The organism is Rhizobium sp. N731 (assembly GCF_001664145.1).
Taxonomy (GTDB): domain Bacteria; phylum Pseudomonadota; class Alphaproteobacteria; order Rhizobiales; family Rhizobiaceae; genus Rhizobium; species Rhizobium esperanzae.
The window spans coordinates 828536-842024 of record NZ_CP013601.1 but is presented as its reverse complement, the minus strand read 5'-3'; the positions used below and the strand labels follow the sequence as shown (position 1 = coordinate 842024).

The 13489-nt window shown below is 62.0% G+C and carries 13 protein-coding genes and 1 tRNA gene; 5 read left to right on the top strand and 9 right to left on the bottom strand.

The window, feature by feature from the left end; translation table 11 throughout:
- Positions 1–140 precede the first annotated feature (140 nt).
- Both AMK02_RS04155 and AMK02_RS04150 read left to right on the top strand, forming a co-directional pair.
- Positions 141–1514, top strand: a complete 1374-nt coding sequence (locus AMK02_RS04155; RefSeq protein ID WP_064800790.1) for a glutamate--cysteine ligase — start codon at positions 141–143, stop codon at positions 1512–1514.
- Between the two features lie 98 nt (positions 1515–1612).
- Entirely contained in the window at positions 1613–2494 is an 882-nt protein-coding gene (locus tag AMK02_RS04150; protein WP_064800789.1) for a DUF937 domain-containing protein, read from the top strand.
- Between the two features lie 85 nt (positions 2495–2579).
- Here AMK02_RS04150 and AMK02_RS04145 read toward each other — a convergent pair whose 3' ends face one another.
- Complete coding sequence (locus AMK02_RS04145; RefSeq protein WP_064800788.1) at positions 2580–2879, bottom strand: DUF1127 domain-containing protein; 300 nt, start codon at positions 2877–2879, stop codon at positions 2580–2582.
- 202 nt (positions 2880–3081) lie between these two features.
- On the opposite strand from AMK02_RS04145, the gene AMK02_RS04140 reads away from it, so the two are divergent.
- The gene (locus AMK02_RS04140) at positions 3082–4038 is read left to right on the top strand and encodes a LysR substrate-binding domain-containing protein (RefSeq protein WP_064800787.1); all 957 of its coding nucleotides are present in this window, start codon (positions 3082–3084) and stop codon (positions 4036–4038) included.
- An 8-nt stretch (positions 4039–4046) separates the two neighbouring features.
- On the opposite strand, the gene AMK02_RS04135 is transcribed toward AMK02_RS04140, so the two are convergent.
- The 5 genes from AMK02_RS04135 to AMK02_RS04115 form a co-directional block, all read right to left on the bottom strand.
- Positions 4047–4688: a TetR family transcriptional regulator gene (locus AMK02_RS04135; RefSeq protein WP_064800786.1), complete on the bottom strand. Its 642-nt coding sequence runs from the start codon at positions 4686–4688 to the stop codon at positions 4047–4049.
- Between the two features lie 229 nt (positions 4689–4917).
- Positions 4918–5334, bottom strand: coding sequence for an MAPEG family protein (locus AMK02_RS04130; RefSeq protein WP_064800785.1), 417 nt, complete (start codon positions 5332–5334; stop codon positions 4918–4920).
- A 106-nt stretch (positions 5335–5440) separates the two neighbouring features.
- Positions 5441–5995 (bottom strand): hypothetical protein, encoded by a 555-nt coding sequence (locus tag AMK02_RS04125; protein WP_064800784.1) that lies wholly within the window; start codon positions 5993–5995, stop codon positions 5441–5443.
- A 2-nt stretch (positions 5996–5997) separates the two neighbouring features.
- Positions 5998–7482 carry an IMP dehydrogenase gene (guaB, locus tag AMK02_RS04120; RefSeq protein WP_064800783.1) on the bottom strand — a complete coding sequence of 495 codons (1485 nt, stop codon included), beginning with the start codon at positions 7480–7482 and terminating at the stop codon, positions 5998–6000.
- A 280-nt stretch (positions 7483–7762) separates the two neighbouring features.
- Complete coding sequence (locus tag AMK02_RS04115) at positions 7763–8755, bottom strand: MBL fold metallo-hydrolase (RefSeq protein WP_064800782.1); 993 nt, start codon at positions 8753–8755, stop codon at positions 7763–7765.
- A 243-nt stretch (positions 8756–8998) separates the two neighbouring features.
- Here AMK02_RS04115 and AMK02_RS04110 point away from each other — a divergent pair, with 243 nt between their 5' ends.
- Positions 8999–10423, top strand: coding sequence for a DHA2 family efflux MFS transporter permease subunit (locus tag AMK02_RS04110; RefSeq protein WP_064800781.1), 1425 nt, complete (start codon positions 8999–9001; stop codon positions 10421–10423).
- 4 nt (positions 10424–10427) lie between these two features.
- Here the strand turns inward: AMK02_RS04110 and AMK02_RS04105 are convergent, their stop codons facing one another.
- Genes AMK02_RS04105 through AMK02_RS04095 form a run of 3 tightly spaced genes read right to left on the bottom strand, consistent with a single transcriptional unit; the run spans position 10428 to position 13128 of the window.
- Positions 10428–10811, bottom strand: coding sequence for a VOC family protein (locus tag AMK02_RS04105; RefSeq protein WP_064800780.1), 384 nt, complete (start codon positions 10809–10811; stop codon positions 10428–10430).
- A 33-nt stretch (positions 10812–10844) separates the two neighbouring features.
- Positions 10845–11564 carry an RlmE family RNA methyltransferase gene (locus tag AMK02_RS04100; protein WP_064800779.1) on the bottom strand — a complete coding sequence of 240 codons (720 nt, stop codon included), beginning with the start codon at positions 11562–11564 and terminating at the stop codon, positions 10845–10847.
- Between the two features lie 10 nt (positions 11565–11574).
- Positions 11575–13128, bottom strand: a complete 1554-nt coding sequence (locus AMK02_RS04095; protein ID WP_064805912.1) for a Ppx/GppA phosphatase family protein — start codon at positions 13126–13128, stop codon at positions 11575–11577.
- A gap of 246 nt (positions 13129–13374) precedes the next feature.
- Between AMK02_RS04095 and AMK02_RS04090 the strand changes: the two genes are divergently transcribed.
- A tRNA-Gln gene (locus AMK02_RS04090) sits at positions 13375–13448 on the top strand.
- Positions 13449–13489: the final 41 nt, after the last annotated feature.

The following is a 13489-nucleotide window of genomic DNA, read 5'->3' as shown; positions in this document are numbered from 1 at the left end:
AAAACGGGTTGACGCAGAAATCACTGCTGTTTTTTTGATGCGTCGTTGAAAGAATTTCACTTGCAACATACGTGGCTTGGGTCCTAATCACCTTCCAATTGCCCGGCCCCCTGGGCGCCTTTCGAATACAGGTACCCCGCATGGCCCGCGACACCACCGACCAGACGCCGCTCTCTTCGGTCCAGGAATTGACCGATTACATTGCCGCGGGCAACAAGCCGCGGGAGCGCTTCCGGATCGGCACCGAACATGAGAAGTTCGCCTTCTTCCGCGCCGACAACAGCCCGGTTCCCTATTTCGGCGATGCCAGCATCTCCGCCCTGCTTACCGGCCTGCAGAAAAAGAGCGGCTGGGAGCCGATCCTGGACGGCGGCAACATCATCGGCCTTGCCGAACAGAACGGCATGGGCGCGATCTCGATCGAACCCGGCGGCCAGTTCGAACTCTCCGGCGCGCCGCTCGAGACGATCCACCAGACCTGCCGGGAATCGAACCAGCACCTGGCGACCTTGCGCGAGATCGCCGAACCGATGGGCATCCGTTTCCTCGGGATCGGCGGCAGTCCGAAATGGACCTATGCTGAAACCCCGCAAATGCCGAAATCGCGCTACGAGATCATGACCCGCTATATGCCGAAGGTCGGCACCAAGGGCCTCGACATGATGTACCGCACCTGCACGATCCAGGTGAATCTCGATTTCTCCTCGGAAGCCGACATGCGCCAGAAGATGCGTGTCTCGATGAAGCTGCAATCGCTGGCGACCGCGCTCTTTGCCTCCTCGCCCTTCACCGAAGGCAAGCCGAACGGTTTGCTCTCCTGGCGCGGCGATATCTGGCGCGATGTCGACAACCAGCGCTCCGGCCTCCTCGACTTCACCTTCCGCGACGATTTCGGCTTCCGCGACTATGCCGAATGGGCGCTCGACGTGCCGATGTATTTCATCGTCCGTGACGGGCGCTATCACGACTGTACGCACGTCACCTTCCGCCAGTTCATGAACGGCGCCTTGAAGGGCGAGGTCGCCGATCCCTCGCCGACGATGGGCGACTGGACCAATCATCTTTCGACACTCTTCCCTGATGTGCGGCTGAAACGCTTCCTCGAAATGCGCGGCGCCGACGGCGGCCCATGGCGGCGCATCTGCGCCTTGCCGGCCTTCTGGGTCGGCCTGCTCTATGAAGATGCGGCGCTCGAGGCCGCCGACGAGCTGACGAAGGATTGGAGCTTTGCCGAGGTCAGCGCCCTGCGCAACGCCGTTCCGGCCGAAGGGTTGCAGGCTGAGTTTCGCGGGCACTCGCTTCTCGAGATGGCCCGCGAGGTGGTCGGCATATCGAAGGCCGGCCTCAAAGCGCGCGGCAAGCTCAACGGCGAAGGCCAGGACGAGAGCATCTTCCTTGCGCCGCTCGACGAGGTGCTTGCCAAGAAGGCGACGCTCGCCGAGGATCTGCTTTCGCTCTATCACGGCCGCTGGCAGGGTTCCGTCGAACCGGTCTTTGAGGACTATCAGTACTGAGATCGTCCTAAACGCCTCTAGCAAAAAGCCGTTTGCGCATTACCATTTCCGGATATAGTGACGTCAAAACGCGTCACGACTCGGGGAAAGGGACCTCCATGCTGCCACTCTTCGACATGATGATGCAGGCGCAGAACGGCGCGGCGATGGAGGCGGTCGCCCGGCAATTCAACCTGGCGCAGGAACAGGCGACCAAGGCCATGGCGGCGCTGATGCCGGCCTTTTCCGCCGGCCTGAAGCGCAGCACCGGCAATCCTTACGATTTCGTCGGGCTGATGCAGGCCGTCGCCTCCGGCAACTACGCTCGATATTTCGAGGATATGAGCCGAGCCTTCACGCCGGAGGGCATTTCCGACGGCAACAACATCCTTGCCCAGCTGTTCGGCTCGAAAGAGGTTTCGCGCGCGGTTGCCGCCCAGGCGGCGCAGATGACCGGCATCGGCCAGGATATTTACAAGCAGATGCTGCCGGTGCTGGCCGACACACTGATGGGCGGCCTGTTCAAACAGACGACCGGCCAGATGGCCTCGCCGGTCAATCCCTTTGTCAACACAGCAATGGGCGAGACCATTCAGAAATGGCTCGAGAGCACCGGCTTTGCGCCGAAGCCGAAGGCGGCACCGGAACCGAACATCTTTGACAATCCCTTCACACAGGCGATGCAGCTGATGTTCTCGGTGCCGAAACAGGAACCGGCGCCGCAGCCGAATCCCTTCCTCGACAATCCCTTCGCCAAGGCTTTCCAGGAGATGATGACCGGGCTCCAGCAGCCGGCGGCCAAACAACCAGTGGCCAAGCAATCGGCGGCCAAGACGCCGGAAGCGCCAGAGGAAGAGGCGAAAGCCGCTGCCGAGAGCTATACCGGCATGCTGAACGCCATGTTCGACAGCGGGCTCGAAGTGCAGAAGAGCTACCAGAGAAACCTGGAAGCGATTTTCGAAACCTACCGGCCGAAGCCCTCTCCTGACACCAAGACATAAAAAGACCCGGCGATGGCTGGGAAAGCCGATCACCGGGTCAAGCGGCAGGGCTATTGGCTATCACCCTGCGGGGAAACTCGCGCTCCTACTCGTCGCAGGAGCGGAAGAACTGCAGGCGCCAGCGATTGCGCGCCGAGCGCGTCAGATGTTCCGACGGATCCTCGAAAAAGGTCGAGGCCAGGAACGCCGAGGTCAGGTCGGCCCTGGTGAGGCCGATATCCCTCAGCTGACTGTCGTTCAGATCATGCAGCCCGTTGACCTCCATTCGATTGCGAAACCCGCGAAAGAGGGAGACCAGCGGAGCGAGGCCTGCCACCAGACGCTGGAAAAGCGTCGGGGTCAGCTTGCTGCAGTCGAGTTCTAGTGTTCGGTCTGTCGTGTGCATCGAACTCTCCTTTCTCGGGCACGCAACAACCCACCCCTCCCGCGAGGTCGTGCGAGAGGGGATAAGGCTGAATTCTGCTTGGGCAGGCAGGGTGTCTGCCCTTCACTTTGCTTGATTTGCACCCCGAAGATGCCAAAGACCTATTGATCAGTCCAACGAATGTTTCTAATGATTATCATCAGCTATCTTTATAGGTGAACCCATGTCCGCGCCTCTTGATCTCGACCAGTTGCAGACTTTCATCGCCATCGTCGATTCCGGCAGCTTCACCAAGGCCGCCGACAGGGTCTACAAGACCCAATCCGCCGTCTCCATGCAGATGCGCCGTCTCGAAGAGCGCATCGGCAAGCAGCTGTTCATCAAGGATGGCCGCGGCAACCGGCTGACGGTCGAGGGGGAAAAACTGCTCAATTACGCCCGGCGCATCATCCGCCTCAACAATGAGGCGATCGCCGCCTTTGACGACAACAGGCTGGAGGGGACGCTGCGCATCGGCACGCCGGACGATTACGCCGACCGCTATATGCCTGAAATCATCGGCCGTTTTGCCAAGACGCATCCGAATGTCGAGCTTTACATCGTCTGCGAGCCGTCGATGGACCTTGCCGAGCGCATGCACAAGGGCGAGCTCGATATCGCCCTTGTCACCCACAATCCGCGCGAGCGCATGTCCGACGTGGTGAGAACCGAGCCGCTCTGCTGGGTCGGCTCGGCCAACCATCCGATCCGCGACGACGCACCGGTGCCGCTTGCCGTCGGCCGCCGCGACTGCCAGTGGCGCCAGCTCGCCTGCTCGGCGCTCGATGCCGTCGGCCGCGAGCACCAGATCCTCTTCACCAGCTGGTCCTGCACCGTCGTCGCTGCGGCCGTGCTTGCCGGCATGGCGGTGTCGGTGATGCCGGAATCGGCGCTGCGCACGGGCATGAAGGTGCTGAGCCAGGCCGACGGTTTCCCGGCGCTGCCGCCGGTGCAGATCGGCATCATGAAGCGGCCGGGCGTCTCGCTGTCGCTGATGAACGCAATCACGGCCCATATCACTGCATGCCTCGACAACATCACGCCGGCTGTCGTCGACGACGGCCTGGACGCGGATGTCAAATCCGCCCAGGCGCGCCTTTATCCGCGGCTGAAGGCTGCGAATATGGTGCCGAGCTGGTAGGAAAGGCTCTACGCGGCGCTCGACGCGCTCGCGGCAAAAAGGGAAGCGCGGATGACGCGTTTCCACTCGCCGAGCATGCTCCGCGCTATGGTCTCCTCGCTGACGGCGGCGAGCCGGATGACGGCGCCGATCAGGTGGCTGAAAAGGTAAGTGCGCGCGAACATTTTCTCGTCGCAAAGGTCGGGAGCCAACCTGCGTACAGCGTCATCAAAGATACCGGCGACGCGACCGCTGTGCTCGATATTCAGCCGAAGCAGATCCTGATCGGTCTCGGTTCCCATCCAGACGCCGAGATAGACGGGATCGCCGCGATAGGATTCGTAATACCAGTCGATGGTGGCGCAGACGACATCGAGGGCCTGGTCGAGTGACTGCACGTCGCTGAACATCGCAGCCGTCTTCGCCTGGATCGCCGAAGCGTGCTGGTCGAAAAGGGCTTTGACGATCGCCGCCTTCTCCGGGAAATACTGGTAAACCGAGCCGATCGGCACCTTGGCGGCGACCGCGAGTTCCGTCATCCGCATGGCGCTGACGCCCTTTTGGGCGATTATTTTGGCGGCGGCAGCGAGGATAAGATCCAGCCTCTGGATGCTACGCTCCTGCTTCGGCTTCCTGCGCAAGCCGATGCGATCCATGCTTTCCGCGCCCATGTCGTTCCCATTCTTATTGTTTCGCGGCGGAGGCTATCTGCCACCACCGCGTCGAGCGGATATGACATGCAGGCCTTCATCAGCAGTAAATGGAAAAGCTCGCATTTTAACGATCGGCAAACGTCTGGAAAATCGGGCTTCTGGACCACATTACCCTGATTGACTGGCACGCGAAAAACGTCAATTGGTTGTAAAATCCAGCGAGCTGCTGCCTGCGCGCACATCAGCGTCAGCCCACCGCCATCCAGATGGCGAGCCAACCCCACATGGCTGCAAGCACCAGATAACCGGCAGCGAAGATCGGGCTGCGATAGCGGAGATCATTGCTGGTGACGTGAACGGCGGCATGGGCATAACGCAGGGCGACGAAGACCCAGGCGAGGCAGACGGAGACAAGATTATCGGCCTCGGTGACATAGAGAAGAACACAGCAGGCATAGAAGAGCACAGGCAATTCGAACTGGTTGGCGAGGCAGTTCTTGACCACAAGGCTTTCGGCGGGTTCGTCGCGATTTTCGCGATAATCCAATTGCTCTATCTTGCCGGCGCGGACCATTTTCGCGCGCCGCATGCCCAGAAGCGCATAAAGACCATAGACCAGGGCCACATGGGCGAGGACTGGCCAGAAGATTTGATAGCCGGTCATATGCCTCGTTAAGTCCTTTCCGCATTTGCAATCTTTCGAGCAATAGCCGAAAGCGGAACCGGATACCACGCGGCCTTAAATCGCAGAGACAGAGGGCGCAAGCTCCTCAGTCTTCGCCCGGAGAGAGCCAACGGGCGATGACAAGCCGGGTGGCGACGATGAAGCAGATAGCGAGACTTGCGAATTTCAACCGCGTCATCCATGGCAGCAGGTGCATTGCAAGGCCTGCGGACGCGCCGTTGCCGAAGGCGATCAGGCTGGAAATGTTCTCGCCGTAGTCGGAGATGCCGTAGATGAAAGGCAGCAGATAGATTGCCTTGGCTATGAGCGGATGAAGCGGCCGGCCGAACCACGAGCCTATGGGGCCAAGCCTGAGGAAAACAAGGAACAGCAGTGCCGTCAGCAATGCCGGAAAGATCAGCTCCGGCCCGAAATACATGGCGTTGAGCAATTTGGCTGCCGTCTCGTTCTCATCGAGCAGCTTCTGCATGTGGAAGACGGCCGATTCGTCGTAGCCGGCGAAATAGGTGTCGAGCACCGCCTGCCCGGTTTCGTGCTTAAAGGGCACGACGAAGCCGAAGGTCGTCCAGGCGAGCACGGCAAGGCAGAGGGCGGCGAGCAGCGCGAGGGTCCAGAGGGGAATTGCGCTGCCCGCCTTCATGATCAGAGGCCGGCGCCCGGATAGTTCGGGCTCTCGCGGGTGATCGTCACGTCATGGGCGTGGCTTTCGCGAAGGCCGGCGCCGGAGATGCGCACGAAGGTGGCGCGCTCCTGGAAATCCTTCAGGTCCTTGCCGCCGACATAACCCATGGCCGCCTTGAGGCCGCCGGCGAGCTGGTGGACGACGGCCGAGACCGGTCCCTTGTAGGGCACCTGACCCTCGATGCCCTCCGGGACGAGCTTCAGCGTGTCGCGCACCTCGGCCTGGAAATAGCGATCGGCCGAGCCACGGGCCATGGCGCCGACGGAGCCCATGCCACGATAGGCCTTGAAGGAACGGCCCTGGTAGAGATAGACCTCGCCCGGGCTCTCATCAGTGCCGGCGAGCAGCGAGCCGATCATGACGGCGGAGGCACCGGCGGCGATCGCCTTGGCAAGGTCGCCGGAGAATTTGATGCCGCCGTCGGCGATCACGGGCACATCCTGATCCTGGGCGGCCTGGACGGCCGACATGATGGCGGCGAGCTGGGGAACGCCGACGCCGGCGACAATGCGCGTGGTGCAGATCGAGCCCGGGCCGATACCGACCTTGACGGCATCGGCGCCGGCATCGATCAGCGCTCGGGTGCCGTCATAGGTGGCCACGTTGCCGGCCATGATGCGCACCGAGTTGGAAAGCTTCTTGACGCGGGCGACGGCATCGAGAACGCGCTGCGAATGGCCGTGGGCGGTATCGACGACCAGGAGGTCGACGCCTGCCTCGATCAGGCGCTCGGCGCGCTCGAAGCCGTCATCGCCGACGCTGATGGCGGCGGCGGCGCGAAGCCTGCCCTGGGCATCCTTGGAGGCGTTCGGGTTCAGCTGCGACTTCTCGATATCCTTGACGGTGATGAGACCGACACAGCGGCCTTCGGCATCGACGACCAGCAGCTTCTCGATGCGGTGCGAGTGCAGCAGGCGCTTGGCCTCCTGCTGATCGACGTTTTCCTTGACGGTGACCAGGTTGTCCTTGGTCATCAACTCATGGATTTTCTGCTCCGGATCGGAGGCGAAGCGGACGTCGCGGTTGGTGAGGATGCCGACGAGGCGGCCCGACTTCTCGACGACCGGGATGCCGGAAATGCCATGCGACTTCATCAGGGAGAGCGCTTCGGCAAGCTTCGCTTCCGGGCCGATGGTGACCGGATTGACGACCATGCCGCTTTCGAACTTCTTCACCTGGCGGACCTCTTCGGCCTGCTCGATCGGCGTCAGGTTGCGGTGGATGACGCCGAGGCCGCCGGCCTGGGCCATGGCGATCGCCAGCCGGCTCTCGGTGACGGTATCCATGGCCGAAGAGAGGATCGGAATGTTGAGATCGAAGTCGCGGGCGATGCGGGTGGCGATATTCGTCTGGCCGGGCATGACCTCGGAATGGCCGGGCTGCAGCAGCACGTCGTCGAAGGTAAGCGCGTCCGCGCCGGTTGCCGTTTCAATGATGCGGGCCATGGCCAAATTCCTTCAGTTAAGAAAATGCAACCCGGCCCGGAAACGAATCGTCCGCCCCGGCGGTGTGCATGAGTTGCTTGGAAGTTGGCGAGGGCTGGTAACACGTCTATGACAGGAAGGAAATAGCAAAAAGCCCGGCGTGGCCGCCGGGCTCGTCATGGGAGCCATGCATCAAAAGCGCATCGCGTCAAACTTCATTCATGCGATGCGCTTTAGCTCTTTGTTTTTACGCATGTCGTTATCCCGGAACCGCTGCACACCTCCGGGCGACATGCGTAGATCAAATGTCGAACTGATAGGTCTTCGGCACGAAGCGGTAACCGCCATCCTGCTTCTCGGCGAAACCGACCGCGGGGAAAGGCATGTGATAGCCGAGGAAGGCGATCTTGTCGGTCGCGATCATGTCGAAAACCTTGCGGCGGCTGGCTGCCGCCTGCGCCTTGTCCATATCGAAGCGCACTTCCCAATCCGGGCGCAGCAGCGACAGAATATAGTGGTTGGCCGTATCGCCGGTCAGCACCAGGCGCTTGCCCTCGGACTCCACATGGAACACGATATGGCCCGGGCTGTGGCCGGCGGCCAGCATCGCTGTCATGCCGGGTGCAACGCTGTCCCCGTCCTTGATAAAGGTGGCTTTTTCGACGAGCGGCGTCACGTTGGCGAGCACGGCCTTGTGGCCGCCTTCGGCGGGCGTGCCTTCGCGTGATTTGTTCGACCAGAAATCATATTCGGCCTGGCCGATGACATAGCGGGCATTCTTGAAGGCGGCTGCGCCATTTTCCATCAGACCGCCGATATGATCGCCGTGCAGATGGGTGAGCGCCACGAGGGTGACGTCGTCCGCCGAGTATCCTGCAGTTTTCAGGCCTTCGGCAAGCCGGCCGGCGCCGCGCGCCCGCCCCGCTGCACCGAAACCGGTATCGACAAGAATGACATCCGAGCCGGTATCGATGAGGGCAGGCGTATAGCCGCTCAGGATCTTGTCGGCCGGCAGGAAGTTTGCGGTCAGCAATGCCTTGACCGTTACGGGATCGTGATTGGTGCCGTAGGTTTCATAGGGTTTTTCGGAGATGTTGATGCCATCGCGCACCACGGTGAATTTATAGGAACCGAGCTTGAATTGATCGATCTCGGGCAAAGGCACTGCATTCATATTGCTGCTTTCTCCAGTCGCGGCCGCCACGGCCTTCTCTCTTAAAATCACCGGCGCCGCCATCAGCCCGAGGCCTGCGGCAAAAAACGTGCGCCGCTTTAGTGGCGTTGAAATTGCCATATCCACTCCCGATGCGCGGTGTCATTGCGCTGCCCCCGACGATATGCCCGCCCGGATTTCCTGCGTCGGGCGAGGTGGACATAGGTCAATCTTGATAGGGAAGGATGTCGGGCAAGCCATCTCACGCAGACGTGAACCAAACGTGCCATCGAAGCAGATTGAAGGATTGGCAGGTCCGGGAAGTGGGTCTACACAGCAAATGCCTTTCCTGCTCCGATCCGCAGCCTATCAAGGCTCCCGCCTATGAACCGAATCGTCCCGCTGATCCTTGCCGTCGCTCTCTTCATGGAGCAGATGGACTCCACCGTGATTTCGACGGCGCTGCCGGCAATTGCCAGGGATCTCGATGTCGGGCCGATCACGCTGAAGCTGGCGCTGACCTCCTACATGGTGGCGCTGGCGGTGTTCATCCCGGTCAGCGGCTGGATGGCCGACAGGTTCGGCGCCAAGAAGATCTTCCGCCTTGCCATCTCGGTTTTCGTCATCGGTTCCATCTTCTGCGCCGTCTCCTCCAATCTCGTCGAATTCGTCTTCGCTCGCTTCTTGCAAGGCATGGGCGGCGCGATGATGACGCCGGTCGGCCGTCTCGTCCTGGTGCGCACCACGCAGCGCAGCGACCTCGTCTCGGCCATGGCGCTGCTCACCATTCCCGCCCTTGTCGGCCCGCTCACCGGTCCGCCGCTCGGCGGCTTCATCACCACTTATTTCAGCTGGCATTGGATCTTCCTGATCAACGTGCCGGTCGGCATCATCGGCATCTGGCTTGCGACGATCTTCCTGCCGGAGGTGGAGGCGATGGCGCCGCCGAAGCTCGACTTCACCGGCTTCGTGCTCACCTCGCTTTCAGCCGCGGGTGTCGTCTTCGGCCTGTCGGTGGTCAGCCTGCCGGCCCTGCCGCCGATCATCGGCATCACCGCGACCTTGATCGGCCTTGCCTGCGGCGTCCTCTATATCAGCCATGCGAAGCGCCACCCAGCGCCGATCCTCAACCTCAACCTGTTCAAAAATCCGACGTTCCGGGCTTCGACCATGGGCGGCAATCTCTTTCGAATCTGCGTCGGCGCCATGCCGTTCCTGACACCCCTGATGCTGCAGCTCGGCTTCGGGCTGACGCCGTTCCAATCCGGCCTAATTACCTTTGCCGGGGCGATCGGGGCGATCACCACGAAATTCATGGCCAAGCGCGTTTTCGCGGCCACCGGCTTTCGCACGACATTGGTCGGCGCCGCCATGGTGACGACGCTTGTGACCGTCATCACCGGCTTCTTCACGCCGGCAACGCCGCATCTCGTGATCATCAGCGTGCTGCTGCTCGGCGGCTTCTCCCGCTCCTTCATGTTCACCGGCGTCAATGCACTTGCCTTCGCCGACATCGAAGATGCGCAGGCGAGCCAAGCGACATCGATGAGCTCGGTGATGCAGCAGATCAGCCTGGCGCTCGGCGTCGCGGTGGCGGCCGCAATATTGGAGACCTCGATTTATATCAGAGGTGAGGCGCTTGATGTGGCCGATTTCCACCTGGCTTTCTACATCATCGCCGGGCTGACGGTGATTGCGACCATTCCCTTCATCCGCATGGACCGTAACGCCGGCGCGCTCGTTTCCGGCCACCGCTCGAGACGCGTGGCGGCATCTGCGATCGAGGCCGAGCAGCAAGCAGTCAAATGAGCTCCTATCCAGGGCTCTCGCAGACGGCAGAGAGTTTGTTGCCGTCGAGATCTCTAATATAGGCGGCATAGAAATGGGCATGGTAGGGACGCAGACCCGGCCCGCCTTCATCGGCGGCGCCTGCCGCGATTGCCGCCGCATGGAAAGCATCGACGGCCGCCCGCGTTCCGGCCGCAAACGCGACCATGGCGCCATTGCCCGCAGTCGCCCGGCGGCGGTTGAAGGGCGTCACCACCCAAAAGCGGCAGCGCGTATCGCCCTCGGCCGAATAGCCGATCTCGTCCTGCGAATAATGTTGGCGGCGATAGCCGAGCACGGGCAGAACGGCATCATAAAAATGCCCTGCGCGGTCAAGGTCGTTGGTTCCGAGCGTGACGTAAAGAAGCATGGGACGTCATCATCTGCCGGGATCTGCCCGAGATCAAGCCTGCTCTGCGTCAGCTTCCGCCTTGCGGCCTTTGAATCCCTTGGCGAGCAGGAACATCTCGACCGATTCGGCACGCGAGGAGTTCGGCTTGACGTGGACGACCTGCCGGAAGTTCTGCTTCAGCATGGCAAGCAGATCACGCTCGGTGCCGCCCTGGAAGGTCTTGGTGAGGAAATGCCCGCCCTCGCCCAGCACCTCGATGGCGAAATGGGCCGCGACCTCGCACAGATGCATGGTGCGCAGATGATCGGTGCGGTGATGACCGGTGGTCGGCGCCGCCATATCGGAGATGACGAGATCGGGCGTGCCGCCGACAGCCTCCATCAGCTTTTCCGGTGCACTGGGATCGAGGAAATCGAGCTGCAGGATTTTGACGCCGGGAAGCTGGGCCATTTCGAGGAAATCGATCGCGGCCACACGCACGTCCTCATCGGTCGAGCCGGTAACCTTGGCGGCGATCTGCGACCAGCTGCCGGGAGCCGCGCCCAGATCGATGATGCGCCTGGCGCCGCGCAGGATGTGGTATTTCTCATCGATCTCCAACAGCTTGAAGGCAGCGCGGGCACGATAGCCTTCGAGCTGGGCGCGCTGCACATAGGGATCGTTGATGTGGCGCTGCAGCCATTGGCGGGAGGATGCCTTCATCTTCTTGTTCTTGACGCGCTGGCCGAGCTTGCGGCCGGTGCGGTTTCCCGCGATCGGTGCCTTTGTCATGCCCTTCCCCTTATTTCGCCCGCTGGCCGCGGCGGTTGCGATGGCGCCGCCACACGCCGTCGTCGGCCATCATGTCGGTGAGCAGACCTTCCCTCAAGCCGCGATCGGCAACGCGCATGCGCGGGCTCGGCCAGCGACGGCGGATCGCCTCGAGAATGGCGCAGCCGGCAAGCACCAGATCGGCCCGGTCCGGCCCGATGCAGGGATTGGCCGCACGGCTTTCGAAATCCCAGGAGAGAAGCTTCGCCTGCATGGCGGAGACCTCGTCATCCGAGAGCCAGATGCCATCGACCTTGCGTCGGTCATAACGCGGCAGGTCGAGATGGACGCCGGCAAGCGTCGTCACCGTGCCCGAGGTGCCGATCAGGTGGAAATCGCCGGTCCCAGCGATCTCGATCTCCGGGCAATCGAAGCGTCCGAGCATGGCTTCGACCTCGCGCACCATGCCCTCGAAAAGTTCCGGTGTGACGTCGCGCCCCCCGTGACGCTCCGACAGCGTCACGACTCCGACCGGCAGCGAGGTCCAGTGGGTGATGTGGTTGGCAAGCCGGCTGAAGCGATTATCGCCGATGCGGATGACGGCGATCTCCGACGAGCCGCCGCCAATATCGAAGAGGACCACGGAGCGGGTCTCGCGGCCGACGAGCGAGGAGCAGCCGGAAACGGCAAGCCGCGCCTCAGTCTCCCGGTCGATGATCTCGAGCTCGAGGCCGGTTTCAGCGACGACGCGACCGAGGAATTCTTCGCCGTTGACCGCCTGACGGCAGGCTTCGGTGGCGATCAGCCGCATGCGGCGGATCTCCCGGTTTCTGAGTTTGCCGGCGCAGATCCTGAGCGCCTCGATCGCCCTTTCCATCGCCTCGTCGGATAGACGGCCACTGGCGGCAAGACCCTCACCGAGGCGCACGATGCGGGAAAAGGCATCGACGACGCGGAACTGACCCGGCCGGGTCGGCTGGGCTATGAGCAGACGGCAATTGTTGGTACCGAGATCGAGCGCGGCATAAAGCTCTTCCGGCCATGCATGCTCGCCGGCCTGACGATCCCCCTGGTGACCGTTGCTCTCCTGGCGTCCTTTGCGGCCGGCGGCCGCGCCGTTCTGCATCTCGCGCGGAACAGCACTGCGCGCCGTCTCTTCGACGCGGTTTTCCTGCATCGGGAGATGGGAGGGCTTTGCCGACGACAGCGGCCGGCCCTGCAGCCCGCGCTTGCCGCGATGCTTCCGGCGGTTGCGCCGGCTCGATGCCTGTTCACTGCCGGGACGGGCGGCATTGACTGCCGCGTCCTGTTCCACCTTCTGGCTTTGAACTGAACTATCCTGTGAAGCGCTTTGACCGCCGCGACGACGGCGCTTTCGCTTGCGAGCCGGATGTCCGGCCGCATCTTCCATGGGGCGCGCAGGCTGCCCGGCACCGCCGGGGAACTCATGCGAAGCGGGATGAGCGGCGCTGCGGGTCTGCCCGCCACGCTTGCCCTTGCGACGCCTGGACTTCTTGCCGTCCCTGCGCCCTGCCGCCGACGCCCCGTCAAATTGCGGCTTCGCGCCGCCTTCGGGGTCTTCCACGTTGTTTTCCACCGCGCCGCGCAAGTCCCGGAGGTATGCAGCAGGCGCTTATTCGATTTTTGCGTTGCCGCAAGAATATCAGCGCCCGCCAAAATCACCAAATTCTTTTTTGACAGAGGGCTTTGCGGAAGAGTTTCGCCCCCGACCTGAGAAGGCCGATTTTTTTCAAAACAGGTATTTGCAATCGCCGGGCTTTTGTTTATAAGCGCCGCACACCAGCCGAACCGCCCGCCGGTTCGCCCTTGCTGGGGAATAGTTCAATGGTAGAACAGCGGACTCTGACTCCGTCGATCTTGGTTCGAATCCAGGTTCCCCAGCCAATTGATTTCGTTTGCGTTTTCCCCTCGTAAGAACAGAACGT